Source organism: Streptomyces showdoensis (genome assembly GCF_039535475.1).
In the GTDB taxonomy this organism is placed as follows: Bacteria; Actinomycetota; Actinomycetes; order Streptomycetales; family Streptomycetaceae; genus Streptomyces; species Streptomyces showdoensis.
Genome location: NZ_BAAAXG010000028.1, coordinates 153,411 through 170,035, shown reverse-complemented (window position 1 = coordinate 170,035; position 16,625 = coordinate 153,411). Strand labels below are relative to the sequence as shown.

The window sequence follows — 16,625 nt, the reverse complement described above, 5'->3', positions numbered from 1 at the left end:
CCTTACGCGTGCACCGGGACGGTCAGCCGAGCAGCTCCACCTCGGCCAGCTCGCCGCCCGCACCGGCCGGCACCAGCCGGTACCTCGCGTACGGCCCCGGCTTCGCCACCGAGAACACCCGGGTCTGCCGGTCCCAGGCGAAGGACTCGCCGGCCCGCCGGTCCAGGTCCCTCCAGGTGACGCCGTCCGCCGAACCCTGGAGCACCCAGCCCGCCGGCGCCTTGGCCCGGTCGGCCGAGGAGGTCAGCGTGTACTGGACGGCCCTCCCCGGGGCCGCCACCGGCAGCTCCACCGCGCCGGCCAGCGGGCCCGCCGTCGCCGACGTGTCGTCGAAGAGCGCGCCCGCGCCGCGGACCAGGTCGCGCCGGGGCGTCGGCACCTCGTCGTCCCGGGTGATCGAGACCGGGGCTGCCGAGCCGCCGGTGCCCCACGCCGAGGGCTTCGGGCCCATGTCGAAGCTCAGCCGGCCGCCCTTCGCGAGCAGGTCGTGCGGCAGCGCGGTCGACGTCCACCGCTTCCCGTTCAGCCTCACCCCCTGGACGTAGACGTTCCGGGCGCTGTTGCGCGGGGCCTCCACGACCAGCGTGCGGCCGTTGTCCATCCGGACCGTCGCCTTCGTGAACAGCGGCGAGCCGATCGCGTACTCCCCGCTGCCCATCACCAGCGGGTAGAAGCCGAGCGCGGAGAACAGGAACCAGGCCGACTGCTCGCCGTTGTCCTCGTCGCCGTGGTAGCCCTGCCCGATCTCGCTGCCGGTGTAGAGGCGGGAGAGGACCTCGCGGACCTTCTCGGCCGTCTTCCACGGCTGCCCGGCCGCGTCGTACATGTACGGCACGTGGTGGGCGACCTGGTTGGAGTGCCCGTACATGCCCATCCGCACGTCCCGCGCCTCGGTCATCTCGTGGATGACGCTGCCGTACGAGCCGGCGACGTCGGGGCTCGCGGTCTCGGGCGTCGAGAAGTAGGCGTCCAGCTTCTTCGCGAGGCCGGCCCGCCCGCCGTACAGGTTGGCCAGGCCCCGGGAGTCCTGCGGGGCGGTGAAGGCGTAGCCCCAGCCGTTGGTCTCCGTGTAGTCGTAGCCCCAGACGCGCGGGTCGTACGTCTCCGAGGGCAGCCGCCAGGCGCCCGCGGCGTCCCGCCCCTGGAAGAAGCCGGCCTTCGCGTCGAAGAGCGAGACGTAGTTCCGGGCGCGGTTGAGGAAGTAGGCGGACTCGTCCTTGTAGCGCTTCTTCCCGGTCTTCTCGTAGAGCGCCCGGCCCATCCTCGCGATGCCGTAGTCGTTGAGGTAGCCCTCGAGGGACCAGGACAGGCCCTCGTGGGTCTCGGTCGACGCGTAGCCGGTGAACGGGGAGGTCTCCATCCCCTTGCGGCCGACGCCCCGGCTGGGCGCGACGACGGTGGCGTTCTTCAGCGCCGCCTCGTACGCCGCCTCCGCGTCGAAGTCGACGCCCTTCACGTACGCGTCCGCAAAGGCCACGTCCGAGGAGGTGCCGGTCATCAGGTCCGCGTAGCCGGGGGAGGACCAGCGGGAGATCCAGCCGCCGTCCTTGTACTGCTGCACGAAGCCGTCGACCAGCTCGCCCGCCTTCCGCGGGGTGAGGAAGGAGTAGGCCGGCCAGGTGGTCCGGTAGGTGTCCCAGAAGCCGTTGTTGACGTACGCCTTGCCGTCGACGATCTTCGCGCCGGTCCGGGTCGGCGTGTCGGGCCCGGCCGGGGCGGAGAAGGGGCTGGCGTACCTGTAGCCCGAACCGACCTTCTCGAACCCGGAGTTGGGGTAGAGATAGAGCCGGTAGAGGCTGGAGTAGAGGGTGACGAGCTGGTCGTGGCTCGCGCCCTCGACGGTGACCCGGCCGAGCACCTCGTCCCAGGCGTCCTGGGCCCGCTCGCGGACGGTGTCGAAGCCGGTGCCCTCCGGGATCTCGTCGGCGAGGTTCGCCTTGGCCTGCTCGACGGAGATCAGCGAGGTCGCGATCCGCAGGCCGACCGTGCGGTCCGGGCCCGGGTCGAAGCGGAAGTGCCCCTTCACGCCCGGCTCGGCCGGCTTCCCGGAACCGGTGACCGGCGCGTCGAAGACGCCGTACACGAACATCCGGCCGGCCCCGGTGGACAGGCCGCTCTTCACGTCCGACCAGCCGGTGAAGGAGCTGCTCGCCGGGTCGAGGGTGAGTCCGCCCTGGTCGGTGACGTTGTCGAAGAGGACGCTCGCGTCGTCGCCGGGGTAGCTGAAGCGCATCGCCGCCGCGTGGTCGGTCGGCGCGATCTCCGCCTTCAGACCGTTCTCGAACGTGACGCCGTAGTAGTGCGGCTTCGCCGTCTCGTTCTCGTGCCGGAAGGGGAGCGCCCGGGCCGTCCGGTCGGCGGGCGGGGCGCCCGCGGCGGCCGAGGGCATCAGCTGGAAGGTCTGCCGGTCGCCCATCCAGGGGCTCGGCTCATGGCTCGCGGACAGCGCCTGCAGGGTCGGCAGGTTGTCGGCGTTGTTCCCCCGCGCGTACTCGTACAGCCAGCTCTGCGAGGCCGCGTTGGTCACCGGCGTCCAGAAGTTGAAGCCGTGCGGCACGGCCGTGGCGGGGAAGGTGTTGCCGCGCGAGAAGGAGCCGGAGGAGTTCGTGCCGCGGGTCGTCGAGGCGTAGTCGGAGAGCCGGGCGAGCGGCCGCTCCGGCGCCTTCGGGGCGAGGGACAGGTCGTCGATCCAGCCCTGGAACTTCGCCGGGCCCTTGGCGGAGTCGTACGCCACGAGGATCCGGTCCACGGTCTTCCCGTTCGCGAGCTCGCCGATCCGGGCGGTGACCTGGTTCCACTGGTTGACGTAGAGCCGCTTGGCGGCGCCCTGGCCCTGTGGCGTGAGGAGCCCGCCGTGGCTGTCGGTGGCGCCGAGCCCGCTCAGGTAGGTGCCGTCGGTGAAGGCCAGGTCGACGGCGACGTTCGTCGCCGGGTAGTTCAGGTCGGTCTCGTTCATCGCCGGGAAGATCCGGTACGACAGCTCGGTGTTCCGGACGATCCGGGTGTCGACGTCGAAGACCTTGTTGTACGACCAGGCCCGGCCCTCGCCCTTGTGGGTGCCCGCGTAGCGCAGCGCCCGCTTGCCGGTGAACCCCGCGCCGGCCTTGGCGGTGGGGGAGCCGCTGGGGCCGCGGTCCACCTGGCTGCGCATCTCCTCGGGGACGGGCTGGGAGGTGTCCCCGTTCGAGAACTGGACGTCGGCGAGCTGGGTCAGGCCCGCTCCCGCGTTCTTGGCGATCTCCAGGCGGTAGTGGGCGTAGGCCGTGCCGGCGCCGCCCGCGAGGTCGAACGAGCGGGTCTCGAAGCGCTTGGCGAAGGACTCGCCCGCGCGCGTGTCGAGGACCGTCCACTCCCTGCCGTCCGCCGAGCCCTTGAGGGTCCAGTCGCGCGGGTCGCGCTCGGCGGCGTCGTTCGCCGAGGTCAGGGCGTACGTGGCCAGCTTCACGGGCGCGTCGAGGTCGAACTCGATCCACGCGGTGGGCTCGAACACCAGCCACTTGGTGCCGGGTTGGAGGTCGACCAGGTTCTCCTTGACCTCGCCCGCGCCCGCGTGCTCGCCGCTGGCGCGCAGGGCCGTCACGCGGTCGGTGACGTTGCCGGGGATGCCGGTGACGAAGCCGCCGTCCACCCCACTCGTCCGCTTCTTGCCGTCCGGGCCGACTTCGACGGTGTTCCGCCAGGTCGGCTGGGTTTCGTCCGCTTCGAAGGAGGTGCTGAACTCCCGTACCGAGGTGTCCTGTTCGGTCGATTGGTCCGTTCGGCCCGGAAGCGCCTGAGCCACCGCGGGGGTGAGGCTCAGTACCAGTGCCGCCGAGGCTGCCAGGGAGACCGCTCTGAGAGGGGGACGCATGCCGTGTCGTCGCTCCTGCCGCTGATTCTAGACAACGTTGTCATCATCGCCGAGCAAGTCCCCAGGAGAAGGCCAAGTGAGGGGTGCTGTCAAGGGTGTTGACGGCAAAATCGGGGAGGAAACGGGGCAGAAGCACCCGCTGGATTCCGCAGGTCTCAACTCGGAGACGACTACCCGGGAAAGCTTGTTTCGATCTTGCTCCGGCAGCGGGAAGTGGACTATACCTGTCGGCATCTCGCCCGTCGTACCACTGCGCACGACGGCCCGACCCTTGTACGACCCAGCTGCAATTGACCGCGGTGGCGGGGCCCTTCGCCTGTGGCGAATCTGTACGGGCGACCGGTACACCGCCTGAGTCCTGAATGAAGGCGAGGACTTGAGCATGGGATCCACCTCCGCCCAGAACCATGAGGGCCTCGGCCGTCGCGACCTGATCAAGCGTTCCGCCGCGCTCGGTCTGATCGCCGTGCCGACCATGAGTTTCCTGTCCGCGTGTGCCTCCAGCGGAGGCGACGACGCGGGCAAAGACAAGCCCAAGGGCGAGAAGACGAAGGACAATCCGTTCGGCGTCGCCAAGGGCGGCAAGATCGACGTCGTCGTCTTCAAGGGCGGGTACGGCGACGACTACGCCAAGGCGTGGGAGGCCAGCTTCAACAAGAAGTGGGACATCACCGCCACCCACACCGGCACCCAGGAGATCACCGGCAAGCTCCAGCCGCGCTTCAACGCCGGCAACCCGCCGGACATCGTCGACGACTCCGGCGCCCAGAAGATCAAGATCGACGTGCTGGCGAAGAACGGGCAGCTGCTCGACCTCGCCGAGGTCCTCGACGCGCCGTCCGTCGACGACCCCGCCAAGAAGGTCCGCGACACCCTGATCCCCGGCACCATCGACGCCGGCCTCCAGGAGGGCAAGGTCGTGGCCCTCAACTACATCTACACGGTGTGGGGCCTGTGGTACTCCGGCAAGCTCTTCAAGGAGAAGGGCTGGACGGAGCCGAAGACCTGGGACGAGTTCATGGCCATCTGCAAGGAGGCCACCGCACAGGGCATCGGCGGACTCGCCCACCAGGGCAAGTACCCCTACTACATCAACGTCGCCATCATGGACCTGATCGCCAAGAAGGGCGGCCTGGATGCCATGAAGGCGATCGACAACCTCGACCCCAAGGCCTTCGTCGGCTCCGCCGCGGCCAAGGAGGCCGTCGAGGCGGTCTACGAGCTGGTGGAGAAGGGCTACCTGATGGCCGGCACCAACGGCCTCACCCACACCGAGTCGCAGACCCGCTGGAACCAGTACAAGGCCGCGTTCATCACCTGTGGCTCCTGGCTGGAGAACGAGCAGCTCAAGCAGACCCCGGCCGACTTCGACATGAAGTTCATGCCGATGCCGCTGCTGCCCGGCAGCGCGATGCCGTACGAGGCCATCCGCGCCGGATCCGGCGAGCCCTTCATCATCCCCTCCAAGGCCAAGAACCTGGCGGAGGCGAAGGAGTTCATGCGGATGATGCTCTCGAAGGAGTGGTCGACGCTCTTCGCGAAGGAGGCCAACTCCCTCACCATCCTCGCCGACGGCGTGGACCCGAGCGTCAAGCTGCGCCCCGGCACCCAGTCGACGGTCGTGGCCTCCAAGGCGGCCGGCACCAACACGTTCCGCTACCTGTACACCGAGTGGTACAGCGAGATGGACACCGAGATCCAGAACGCCTCCAACGAGCTCATGGCCAAGCGCATCCAGCCGGCCGAGTGGCTCAAGCGGGCCCAGGCCGCCGTCGACAAGGCCGCCAAGGACCCGGCGTCCAAGAAGAACCACCGCGACTGACCGCGACCGCGTAGCACACCGGGGACATCAGGGACAGGAACGCCATGCGCAAAGGGCAGTACCAGTTCGTCACGGGATTCCTCTTCATACCCGTGGCCCTCTATCTGGTCTTCGTCATCTGGCCGTACATCCAGACGATCGGCTACTCGCTGACCGACTGGAAGGGCCAGTCGCAGACCTTCTCCTTCGTCGGACTCGACAACTACGTCGCCCTGTTCCAGGACGACGTCTTCCTGGGAGCGGTCTGGCACAACATCCTGTTCCTGGTGTTCATCCCGGTGATCACCATCCTGCTCGCCCTCTTCTTCGCCTTCATGGTGAACGCGGGCGGGCGCAGCAGGGCCGGCGGCGTCGCGGGCGTCTCCGGGTCCAAGTTCTACAAGGTCGTCTACTTCTTCCCGCAGGTGCTCTCGCTGGCGATCCTCGCGGTGCTCTTCGGCGCCGTGTACCGCAGCGACACCGGCGGCATGCTCAACGGCCTGCTGCTCAAGCTCGGCCTCATCGACGCGGCCGAGCCGATCGAGTGGCTCAACGAGCCCGACTTCGTCCTGTGGGCGCTCATGGCGGTCGTCGTCTGGCACGGCGTCGGCTTCTACCTGGTGCTCTTCTCGGCCGCCATGCAGTCCATCCCCCGGGACATCTACGAGGCCGCGCTGATCGACGGCGCCGGCCGCGCCCAGTCCTTCTTCCGCATCACCCTGCCGTTGCTGTGGGACTCCGTGCAGACCGCCTGGGTCTACCTCGGCATCGTGGCCATGGACATGTTCGTCCTGGTCTCCACGATGACCTCGGGCGACTACGGCGGCGGCCCCGACCACCACAGCGAGACCATGTCGACGGTCATGATGCGCAACTTCCTCTACTTCGGTAAGAGCGGTTACGCCTGCGCCATGGGCGTGGTCATGCTGCTCCTCACCCTGATCGTGTCCGTGGTCACGCTGCGCGCCACCCGCCGCGAGCGCCTCGAGTTCTGAGCGGGAGAACAGACGATGACTGCACCCATCCAGAAGTCCGACGCGAGCCCGGCCGCCGGCCCGGGCGAGGGCTCCGTGCCCCGGCAGCGCGCGGCACGTACGGCGCACCCCCCGGCCCCGGGCCCCGCCCGCGAGGGCGTCGTCCTCAACGTCTTCTCGCACGGCTTCCTCGCCGTGTGGGCCCTGCTGATCGTGCTGCCGCTGCTGTGGCTGGTGCTCAGCTCCTTCAAGACCGACTCCCAGATCGCCGGATCGGCCTTCGGCTGGCCGTCCAACTGGTCGCTGGACGTCTTCGGCCGGGCCTGGAACAAGGGCATCGGCGACTACTTCGTGAACACCGTGATCGTCCTGGTGTTCTCGGTGCCGCTGACCATGCTCTTCGGCTCCATGGCCGCGTACGTCCTGGCGCGCTACCAGTTCTGGGGCAACCGGGTCATCTACTACTTCTTCGTCGCCGGCGCGATGTTCCCGGTCTTCCTGGCGCTGGTCCCGCTCTTCTTCATGGTGAAGATGCTCGGGATGCTCAACAGCTACCAGGGCCTGATCCTGGTGTACGTCGCCTACTCGATGCCGTTCACCGTCTTCTTCATGCACTCCTTCTTCAGGACGCTGCCGACGGCGGTCTTCGAGGCGGCGATCCTGGACGGGGCCTCGCACACCCGGGCCTTCTTCCAGGTGATGCTGCCGATGGCCAAGCCTGGCCTGCTCAGCGTGGGCATCTTCAACACGCTCGGGCAGTGGAACCAGTTCGTCCTGCCGACCGTGCTGATGCAGCCGCAGAGCGGTGACGATCCCGAGCGGTACGTGCTCACCCAGGGCCTGATCCAGCTCCAGCAGCAGCAGGGGTACGAGACGGACCTGCCGGTGCTCTTCGCCGGCGTCACCATCGCCATGATCCCGATGCTGGTGGTCTACCTGTCCTTCCAGCGGCAGGTCCAGGCGGGTCTCACTTCGGCCACGCTCAAGTAACGACACCGGCGCCCACAGGTCCGGTCCGGGGGACTCGTCCCCCCGGACCGGACCTTTTGCGTCCGGTTTCGGCTACCGTCGAGGACTTGACGGCGACAAGCCCTACGAAGGAGCTTGGAGTTCATAACTTGTACACGTCGTAGGGTGGAGAGAGTCAATGGAGACTCCGGGGTCGCAGTCGTCGCTGCACCGGGCCAATCTGGAGCGGGTCGTCCGGGCGGTCCGGATGGCCGGATCGCTCACCCAGGCGGAGATCGCCCGCGCGACGGGCCTGTCCGCCGCCACGGTCTCCAACATCGTGCGGGAGCTGAAGGACGGCGGGACCGTCGACGTCACCCCGACCTCCGCGGGCGGCCGCCGGGCCCGCAGCGTCTCGCTGAGCGGGGACGCGGGCATCGTCATCGGCGTCGACTTCGGCCACACGCACCTGCGGGTCGCGGTCGGCAACCTGGCCCACCAGGTGCTCGCCGAGGAGGCCGAGCCGCTGGACGTGGACGCCTCCGCCGCGGAGGGCTTCGACCGGGCCGAGCAGCTGGTCACCCGGCTGATCGCGGCCACCGGCATCGGCCGGGACAAGGTCGTCGGCGTCGGCCTCGGCGTGCCGGGCCCGATCGACGTCTCCTCGGGCACCCTGGGGTCCACCTCGATCCTGCCGGGCTGGAGCGGGATCAACCCCGCCGACGAGCTCTCCGCCCGCCTGGGCGTCCCCGTGCACGTGGACAACGACGCCAACCTCGGCGCCCTCGGCGAGCTGGTCTGGGGCAGCGGCCGGGGCGTGAAGGACCTCGCGTACATCAAGGTGGCCAGCGGCGTCGGCGCCGGTCTGGTGATCGACGGCCGGGTCTACCGGGGTCCGGGCGGCACGGCCGGAGAGATCGGCCACATCACCCTCGACGAGTCCGGTCCGGTCTGCCGCTGCGGCAACCGCGGCTGCCTGGAGACCTTCACCGCCGCCCGGTACGTGCTGCCGCTGCTCCAGTCGAGCCACGGGCCCGATCTGACCATGGAGCGGGTGGTCCAGCTGGCCCGGGAGGGCGACCCCGGCTGCCGGCGGGTGATCGCCGACGTGGGGCGCCACATCGGCAGCGGCATCGCCAACCTCTGCAACCTCCTGAACCCGAGCCGGGTGATCCTCGGCGGCGACCTGGCGGAGGCCGGGGAGCTGGTCCTGGCGCCCATCAGGGACTCCGTCTCGCGCTACGCCATCCCCAGCGCCGCCCGGCAGCTGTCGCTGGCCCAGGGGGCGCTGGGCGGCCGCGCGGAGGTGCTGGGCGCGCTCGCCCTCGTCCTCAGTGAAATGGGCGATTCGACGCTTTTGGAGGGCGGCTCCGGCGGTGCCGTGAACGCGGCCACGCTTGCGTTCACTTAGATAACGGATGGCACCGTTGTCATCTCGTTAAGGATTTACTCCTTGACGTCGACCCTGCGGCCGAGTTGACTTCCAGCCACCTCGGCCGCAACGTCGCGGCCTCGTCAGGGAGGCAACCCCACATGAACGCAATGACGCGTCGCGTCGTCATAGGCACGGCCGCGGTTTCCATGGCCCTCTCCCTCGCCGCCTGTGGCCAGGCGGGCGACAACGGCTCGGGCGATGCGAACGGCGGCGACGGCAAGACCATCGGTCTGCTGCTTCCGGAGAACAAGACCACGCGCTACGAGACCTTCGACCGCCCGATCATCGAGGCGAAGATCAAGGCCCTCTGCAGCGACTGCGAGGTCAAGTACAACAACGCCGCGCAGGACACCGAGACGCAGAAGAAGCAGTTCGACGCGCTCGTCACCCAGGGCGTGAAGGTCATCATCCTGGACTCGGTCGACTACAAGGCCACCAAGTCCTGGGTCCAGCAGGCCGAGAAGAAGGGCGTCAAGGTGGTCGCGTACGACCGCCTGGCCGAGGGCCCGATCTCCGCCTACGTCTCGTACGACAACGAGAAGATCGGCCGCCTGCAGGGCGAGGCCCTGGTGAAGGCGCTCGGCGCCAAGGCCAAGGACGCCAACGTTGTCATGATCAACGGCTCGCCGACCGACCCGAACGCCCCGCTGTTCAAGAAGGGCGCCCACAGCGTCCTCGACGGCGGCGTGAAGAAGGTCGTCTACGAGCAGGACATCCCGGACTGGTCCCCGGACGAGGCCAACAAGAAGATGGGCGCCGCCATCGACTCCCTGGGCAAGGAGGGCTTCCAGGGCGTCTACTCCGCCAACGACGGCATGGCCGGCGGCATCATCACCGCCCTCGGCAAGCAGGGCGTCAAGGTCCCGGTCGGCGGCCAGGACGCCGAACTCGCCGGTCTGCAGCGGATCCTGAAGGGCGATCAGTCCTTCACCATCTACAAGCAGATCAAGCCCGAGGCCGAGACCACCGCGGAGATCGCGGTCAAGCTCCTCAAGGGCGAGAAGATCGACGACCTCGTCCCGGTGAAGGTCACCAGCCTCACCGGCGAGTTCAAGGACATCCCGGCCAAGCTCTACGACGCGCAGATCGTGACCAAGGAGAACATCGCCTCCACGATCATCGCGGACAACGTCTACAAGGCGGCCGACATCTGCACCGCCGAGTACAAGGCGGCCTGCGAGGCGGCGGGCATCAAGTAGCCCGCCCCGCCCCCCACGGAAGACCGTCCGGCGCTCCCCGCCCCGTTCCACGCCCCGCAAGCGGGGGCGGGGCGCCGGACTCCCTCGCGGTTCCCGCGGTACTCCGCGGCACTTCGCACCACATCCCCGCCGGTCAGGCGGCGAAGGAGATGATTCACGTGTCCGCTACGCCCGTGCTGGCGTTGCGCGGGGTCTCCAAGCGGTTCGGCGCCGTCCAGGTGCTCACCGATGTCGATCTGGAGATCCACGCCGGAGAGGTCGTCGCCCTGGTGGGCGACAACGGCGCCGGCAAGTCGACCCTCGTCAAGACGATCTCGGGTGTCCACCCGATCGACGAGGGCACCATCGAATGGGACGGCCGCCCCGTCCAGATCACCCGGCCCCACGACTCCCAGAACCTCGGAGTCGCCACCGTCTACCAGGACCTGGCGCTCTGCGACAACCTCGACGTCGTCGCCAACCTCTTCCTCGGCAGCGAGCTCAGCTCCGCCAAGGTGCTCGACGAGATCGCCATGGAGAAGCGCGCCCGGGAGCTCCTGGACACCCTGTCCATCCGCATCCCCTCGGTCCGCATACCCGTCGCCGCCCTCTCCGGCGGCCAGCGGCAGGTCGTGGCCATCGCCCGCGCCCTGATCGGCGACCCGAAGGTCGTCATCCTGGACGAGCCCACCGCCGCCCTCGGCGTCGAGCAGACCGCACAGGTGCTCGACCTGGTGGAGCGGCTGCGCGAGCGCGGCCACGGCGTCATCCTCATCAGCCACAACATGGCCGACGTGCGCGCCGTCGCCGACAAGGTCGCCGTGCTCCGGCTCGGCCGCAACAACGGGGTCTTCGACGTCGAGGACACCACGCACGAGACGATCATCGCCGCCATCACCGGCGCCACGGACAACGCCGTGACCCGCAGGCAGGCCCGTACCGCAGCGAAGGAGGACTCCCAGTGAGCGACCTCGCCAAGACCCCCGAGGCCCCCGCCGAGGGGTCCGCCGCGCCCGCCCCGGCCGGTCCCGCCGTCCCCGCCGTGGACCCCCGCCTCCTCGTCCGCGAGGAAGGCGTCAAGGGCTACTGGACGGAGTTCACCCGCAAGATCCGCGGCGGCGAGCTCGGCTCCCTCCCCGTGATCCTCGGCCTGATCGTCATCGCGGTCGTCTTCCAGCTCCAGAACAGCAACTTCCTGTCCGCGAGCTCCGTCGCCAACGTCGCCGTGTACGCCTCCGGCCTCGGCATCATGGCCGTCGGCATCGTCTTCGTCCTCGTCCTCGGCGAGATCGACCTGTCGATGGGCTCCGTCGCCGGCGTCGGCGCCGCCGTCTGGGCCGGCCTGCAGGTCAGCAACGGGATGAACCAGTGGCTGTCCATCGTGCTCGCCGTGCTCGCCGGCACCGCGATCGGAGCGCTGCACGGCTTCTTCTTCGCCAAGATCGGCGTCCCCGCGTTCGTCGTCACCCTGGCGGGCTTCCTGGGCTGGATGGGCCTCCAGGAGTGGCTCATGGGCGGCGAGGGCTCCATCAACACGCCGTCCGGCAGCGTGGTGGAGAACCTCACCAACTACTTCTTCGCCGACAAGATCGCCGCCTACGGCCTCGCCCTGGCCGCCGTCGCCGTGTACCTGGTCTCGCTCCTGCGCGACAGCAGCCGCCGCAAGGCGGCCCTGCTCCCGGCCCGCCCGATCGCCGAGATCGCCCTGCGCACCGGCGTCGTCGCCGTCCTGGTCTTCGTCGTCGCGTACGTGATGAACGAGCCCGCCGGCGCCCGCGGCCTGCCGCTGGCCCTGGTGCTGTTCCTGGCCGTCCTCGTGATCGCCGACTTCGTCGCCCGCCGCACCCTCTTCGGCCGCAAGGTCTTCGCGGTCGGCGGCAACGCCGAGGCGGCCCGCCGCGCCGGCATCAACGTGGACCGGGTCCGGATCGCCGTCTTCGCGATCTCCGGCACCCTCGCCGCCTTCGGCGGCCTCTTCATCGCGAGCCTCTCCGGCGGCGCGACCAAGAGCCTCGGCGGCGGCAACACGCTGATGCTGGTCATCGCCGCGGCCGTGATCGGCGGCACCAGCCTCTTCGGCGGCCGCGGCAAGGTCTGGTCCGCGCTCCTGGGCATGATCGTGATCCAGTCGATCCAGCAGGGCCTGAACATGATCGGCATGTCCAACGCGATCCAGAACATGATCACCGGCGCGGTGCTGCTCGCCGCCGTCGTGATCGACTCGGTCTCCCGCCGCACGCAGAAGACCGCCGGACGCGCGTAACGCTCGCCACACTCCGCCCGGCGCCGAGAACCGGCGCCGGGCGCTGCTGCGTCCGGACCAGTGCACCGGCCGTGCGGATCAGCGGTGTGTCGGCCAAGCGGGTGGCGCTCGATCACCCGGCCCGATGCCCACGATCCAAGACGGAACATTAGACTCGACAAATCGGCAAGCTCGACCAGCTCAAACGCAAGGAGGCACGGGTGGCTCTGCTGACCCGTATCAGGGGACCGCGAGATCTGGACCGGCTCTCCTCGGAGCAGCTGGACCAGCTGGCCGGGGAGATCAGGTCGTTCCTCGTGGACGCCGTCTCCAAGACCGGCGGGCACCTCGGCCCCAACCTCGGCGTGGTCGAGCTGACCATCGCCCTGCACCGCGTCTTCGATTCGCCCAAGGACAAGGTCCTCTTCGACACCGGGCACCAGAGCTACGTCCACAAGCTGCTCACCGGCCGCCAGGACTTCTCCAAGCTCAAGATGAAGGGCGGCCTGTCCGGCTACCCCTCGCAGGCGGAGTCCGAGCACGACGTCATCGAGAACTCGCACGCCTCGACCGTCCTCGGCTGGGCCGACGGACTCGCCAAGGCCAACGAGATCCTCCGCAAGGACGACCACGTCGTCGCGGTCATCGGCGACGGCGCCCTCACCGGCGGCATGGCCTGGGAGGCGCTGAACAACATCGCCGCGGCCAAGGACCGGCCGCTCGTCATCGTGGTCAACGACAACGAGCGCTCCTACGCCCCGACCATCGGCGGCCTCGCCAACCACCTGGCGACCCTGCGCACCACGGACGGCTACGAGCGCTTCCTGGCCCGCGGCAAGGACATCCTGGAGCGCACCCCGGTCGTCGGGAAGCCGCTCTACGAGACCCTGCACGGCGCCAAGAAGGGCCTCAAGGACTTCATCGCCCCGCAGGGCATGTTCGAGGACCTCGGCCTCAAGTACGTCGGCCCCATCGACGGGCACGACATCGAGGCCCTGGAGTCGGCCCTCACGCGCGCCAAGCGCTTCGGCGGCCCGGTGATCGTGCACTGCCTCACCGAGAAGGGCCGCGGCTACCAGCCGGCCCTCCAGGACGAGGCCGACCGCTTCCACGCCGTCGGCAAGATCCACCCCGACACCGGTCTCCCGATCGCCTCCTCCGGCGCCGACTGGACCAGCGTCTTCGGCCAGGAGATGGTCGAGCTCGGCAAGGAGCGCGCCGACATCGTCGCGATCACCGCCGCCATGCTCCAGCCGGTCGGCCTCGACAAGTTCGCCAAGGCCTTCCCGGAGCGCGTCTTCGACGTCGGCATCGCCGAGCAGCACGGCGCGGTCTCCGCGGCGGGCCTCGCCACCGGCGGCCTCCACCCGGTCTTCGCCGTCTACGCGACCTTCCTCAACCGGGCCTTCGACCAGGTCCTGATGGACGTGGCCCTGCACAAGTGCGGCGTCACCTTCGTGCTGGACCGGGCCGGCGTCACCGGCACCGACGGCGCCTCCCACAACGGCATGTGGGACATGTCGATCCTCCAGGTCGTGCCCGGCCTGCGGCTCGCCGCCCCGCGCGACGCCGACCAGGTCCGCGCCCAGCTGCGCGAGGCCGTCGAGGTCACCGACGCCCCCACCGTGGTCCGCTTCTCCAAGGGCGCGGTCGGCCCGGCCGTTCCCGCGCTGCGCCGGGTCGGCGGCATGGACGTGCTCCGCGAGCCGGGCAGCCGGAAGCCGGACGTCCTCCTGGTCTCGGTCGGCGCCCTCGCGCCGATGTGCCTGGAGATCGCCGACCTCCTCGACAAGCAGGGCATCTCCACGACCGTCGTCGACCCCCGCTGGGTCAAGCCGGTCGACGAGGCCCTCGCCCCGCTCGCCGAGCAGCACCGCGTGGTCGTCACCGTCGAGGACAACAGCCGCGTCGGCGGCGTCGGCTCGGCCGTCGCCCAGGCGCTGCGCGACGCGGGCGTGGACGTCCCGCTGCGCGACTTCGGCATCCCGCCGCGCTTCCTCGACCACGCCTCCCGCGGCGAGGTCATGGCGGAGATCGGGCTCACCGCCCCGGACATCGCGCGCCAGGTCACCGGCCTGGTGTCGCGTCTGGACGGGCGCTTCGAGGCCAGTGCCAAGGCCGTGGAGCCCGCCCGGGACTGACCCGGCGACCCGGGAGAGAACTCACCCAGCGTCACCTTTGGGCCGGTCGGCTCACTCTTCGGAGTGCCGACCGGCCCATTCGCGTGCATTCTGGCCTGAGGGCGGGCAGCCCACTGGCAGGAGGTGCGACGGTGAGTACGGACCAGCAGCCACGCGCGAGTTCAGGGATGTTCCGGACCAAGACGGTCGAGCAGTCCATCCGCGACACGGAGGAGCCGGAGCACGCGCTCCGGAAGTCCCTCTCCGCCTGGGACCTGACGGTCTTCGGCGTCGGCGTCATCATCGGCACCGGCATCTTCGTCCTCACCGGCAAGGTCGCCAAGGAGAACGCGGGCCCGGCCACCGCGCTCGCCTTCGTCGCGGCCGGCATCGTGTGCGCCCTCGCCGCCCTGTGCTACGCGGAGTTCGCCTCCACGGTTCCGGTGGCGGGATCGGCGTACACCTTCGCGTACGCCTCCATCGGCGAGCTCCCCGCCTGGATCATCGGCTGGGACCTCGTCCTGGAGTTCGCGCTGGGCACCGCGGTGGTCGCCGTCGGCTGGTCCGGGTACGTGCGCTCGCTCATGGACAACATCGGCTGGCATCTGCCGGCCTCGCTCGAAGGCCCCGACGTCGCCGGCGGCACCTTCGACATCCTGGCCTTCCTGCTGGTCCTGGTGCTGACCGCGATCCTCGTCCTCGGCATGAAGCTGTCCGCCCGGATCACCGCGGTCGTCGTGGCCATCAAGGTGACCGTCGTGATGATCGTGATCATCGCCGGCCTGTTCTTCATCGTCGGCGACAACTACAAGCCGTTCATCCCGCCGGCCATCACCCCGCCCGGCGGCGGCTCCGGCTGGAACGAGCCGCTGGTCCAGCTGATGTTCGGCTACGAGCCGACCAACTTCGGCGTGATGGGCATCTTCACCGCCGCCTCCGTCGTCTTCTTCGCCTTCATCGGCTTCGACGTGGTCGCCACCGCCGCCGAGGAGACCAAGCTGCCGCAGCGCGACATGCCCCGTGGCATCCTCGGCTCGCTCGTCATCTGCACGATCCTGTACGTGGCGGTCGCGCTCGTCGTCACCGGCATGCAGAAGTACACCGAGCTCTCCACCAGCGCCCCGCTGGCCGACGCCTTCAAGGCCGTGGGCCATCCGTTCTACGCGGGCGTCATCAGCTTCGGCGCCGCCGTCGGCCTCACGACGGTCTGTCTGATCCTGCTGCTCGGCCAGACCCGGGTGTTCTTCGCGATGAGCCGCGACGGACTGCTGCCCCGCTTCTTCTCGGTCACGCACCCGCGCTTCAAGACCCCGTACCGGCCGACCATCCTGCTCGGCGTCATCATCGCCGTCGTCGCCGGCTTCACCAGCATCAACGAGCTGGCCACCCTGGTGAACATCGGCACCCTCTTCGCCTTCGTCGTGGTCGCCGTCGGCGTGATCGTGCTCCGCCGCACCCGCCCCGACCTGCACCGCGCCTTCCGCACCCCGTGGGTCCCGGCGCTGCCGATCATCTCGATCGCCGCCTCGGTCTGGCTGATGCTCAACCTGCCCGGGGAGACCTGGTTCCGCTTCGCCGTCTGGATGCTGATCGGCTTCGTCGTCTACTTCCTGTACGGACGCAAGCACAGCCGCCTCGGCAAGGAGAACCAGGAGGCGAGGTACTAGCCCGGCAGGCTACGGGGCCCGGCGCAGCGTGCGCCCGTCTCCTCCACCCGCCGCCGCAGCTCCCGGTCGGCCGTGATCACCAGACACGGCCGGCCGGCCGCGTTCCGGGCCAGTTCCACGATCAGGTCGTCACCGCTGCCCGGCGCCTCCTCGACCCGCACCCCCGGCACCGGGGCCACGCCCCGCGCACGGCCCTCCACCACGAGCACGATCTCGTACGGACCGCCCTCCGGGGGCCCGCCGTGCGCGGCCAGCCGGTCCCGCAGCCGCTCGGCGGCCCCGCGCCGGTCCTTCCACCATCCATCCGGAACGGACCCGACCACATTCGCCCCGTCGACGACCAGAAGCTCCATGCGCACAGCATGACGGCCCCGGCACCGCCGAAGCGGTACCGGGGCCGTCCTCACCCG

At 69.5% G+C, this 16,625-nt stretch carries 11 protein-coding genes; 9 read left to right on the top strand and 2 right to left on the bottom strand.

Annotated features, from left to right (window positions below; all coding sequences use genetic code 11):
* Window positions 1–22 precede the first annotated feature (22 nt).
* Window positions 23–3,850, bottom strand: a complete 3,828-nt coding sequence (locus ABD981_RS35580; RefSeq protein WP_046910757.1) for a GH92 family glycosyl hydrolase — start codon at window positions 3,848–3,850, stop codon at window positions 23–25.
* A gap of 382 nt (window positions 3,851–4,232) precedes the next feature.
* Between ABD981_RS35580 and ngcE the strand changes: the two genes are divergently transcribed.
* The 9 genes from ngcE to ABD981_RS35535 all read left to right on the top strand — a co-directional run bounded on the left by ngcE (window position 4,233) and on the right by ABD981_RS35535 (window position 16,215).
* A complete protein-coding gene (gene ngcE / locus ABD981_RS35575) occupies window positions 4,233–5,672 on the top strand; it encodes an N-acetylglucosamine/diacetylchitobiose ABC transporter substrate-binding protein (RefSeq protein ID WP_046910756.1) in 1,440 nt (479 codons plus the stop codon).
* A gap of 44 nt (window positions 5,673–5,716) precedes the next feature.
* On the top strand, window positions 5,717–6,646 hold the full coding sequence (locus ABD981_RS35570; protein ID WP_046910755.1) for a carbohydrate ABC transporter permease: 930 nt from the start codon (window positions 5,717–5,719) through the stop codon (window positions 6,644–6,646).
* Between the two features lie 15 nt (window positions 6,647–6,661).
* Window positions 6,662–7,615: a carbohydrate ABC transporter permease gene (locus ABD981_RS35565; protein ID WP_046910754.1), complete on the top strand. Its 954-nt coding sequence runs from the start codon at window positions 6,662–6,664 to the stop codon at window positions 7,613–7,615.
* 157 nt (window positions 7,616–7,772) lie between these two features.
* Window positions 7,773–8,984, top strand: coding sequence for an ROK family transcriptional regulator (locus tag ABD981_RS35560; RefSeq protein WP_046910753.1), 1,212 nt, complete (start codon window positions 7,773–7,775; stop codon window positions 8,982–8,984).
* 122 nt (window positions 8,985–9,106) lie between these two features.
* A complete protein-coding gene (locus ABD981_RS35555) occupies window positions 9,107–10,207 on the top strand; it encodes a sugar ABC transporter substrate-binding protein (RefSeq protein ID WP_046910752.1) in 1,101 nt (366 codons plus the stop codon).
* 149 nt (window positions 10,208–10,356) lie between these two features.
* Window positions 10,357–11,151 carry an ATP-binding cassette domain-containing protein gene (locus tag ABD981_RS35550; RefSeq protein WP_046910751.1) on the top strand — a complete coding sequence of 265 codons (795 nt, stop codon included), beginning with the start codon at window positions 10,357–10,359 and terminating at the stop codon, window positions 11,149–11,151.
* On the top strand, window positions 11,148–12,449 hold the full coding sequence (locus tag ABD981_RS35545; protein WP_046910750.1) for a sugar ABC transporter permease: 1,302 nt from the start codon (window positions 11,148–11,150) through the stop codon (window positions 12,447–12,449). The genes ABD981_RS35550 and ABD981_RS35545 overlap by 4 nt, the downstream gene beginning before the upstream one ends.
* A gap of 200 nt (window positions 12,450–12,649) precedes the next feature.
* The gene (dxs, locus tag ABD981_RS35540; RefSeq protein WP_046910749.1) at window positions 12,650–14,569 is read left to right on the top strand and encodes a 1-deoxy-D-xylulose-5-phosphate synthase; all 1,920 of its coding nucleotides are present in this window, start codon (window positions 12,650–12,652) and stop codon (window positions 14,567–14,569) included.
* A 167-nt stretch (window positions 14,570–14,736) separates the two neighbouring features.
* Window positions 14,737–16,215: an amino acid permease gene (locus ABD981_RS35535; RefSeq protein WP_382748022.1), complete on the top strand. Its 1,479-nt coding sequence runs from the start codon at window positions 14,737–14,739 to the stop codon at window positions 16,213–16,215.
* On the opposite strand, the gene ABD981_RS35530 is transcribed toward ABD981_RS35535, so the two are convergent.
* Window positions 16,212–16,568 carry a PIN domain-containing protein gene (locus ABD981_RS35530; protein ID WP_046910747.1) on the bottom strand — a complete coding sequence of 119 codons (357 nt, stop codon included), beginning with the start codon at window positions 16,566–16,568 and terminating at the stop codon, window positions 16,212–16,214. The two genes, ABD981_RS35535 and ABD981_RS35530, sit on opposite strands and share 4 nt — an antisense overlap.
* Window positions 16,569–16,625 lie beyond the last annotated feature (57 nt).

What these genes read in the sequence shown, in the direction of transcription:
- ABD981_RS35580 (WP_046910757.1), bottom strand. Translation starts at nt 3,850, where the DNA reads ATGCGTCCCCCTCTCAGAGCGGTCTCCCTGGCAGCCTCGGCGGCACTG.
- ngcE (WP_046910756.1), top strand. Translation starts at nt 4,233, where the DNA reads ATGGGATCCACCTCCGCCCAGAACCATGAGGGCCTCGGCCGTCGCGAC.
- ABD981_RS35570 (WP_046910755.1), top strand. Translation starts at nt 5,717, where the DNA reads ATGCGCAAAGGGCAGTACCAGTTCGTCACGGGATTCCTCTTCATACCC.
- ABD981_RS35565 (WP_046910754.1), top strand. Translation starts at nt 6,662, where the DNA reads ATGACTGCACCCATCCAGAAGTCCGACGCGAGCCCGGCCGCCGGCCCG.
- ABD981_RS35560 (WP_046910753.1), top strand. Translation starts at nt 7,773, where the DNA reads ATGGAGACTCCGGGGTCGCAGTCGTCGCTGCACCGGGCCAATCTGGAG.
- ABD981_RS35555 (WP_046910752.1), top strand. Translation starts at nt 9,107, where the DNA reads ATGAACGCAATGACGCGTCGCGTCGTCATAGGCACGGCCGCGGTTTCC.
- ABD981_RS35550 (WP_046910751.1), top strand. Translation starts at nt 10,357, where the DNA reads ATGATTCACGTGTCCGCTACGCCCGTGCTGGCGTTGCGCGGGGTCTCC.
- ABD981_RS35535 (WP_382748022.1), top strand. Translation starts at nt 14,737, where the DNA reads ATGTTCCGGACCAAGACGGTCGAGCAGTCCATCCGCGACACGGAGGAG.
- ABD981_RS35530 (WP_046910747.1), bottom strand. Translation starts at nt 16,568, where the DNA reads ATGGAGCTTCTGGTCGTCGACGGGGCGAATGTGGTCGGGTCCGTTCCG.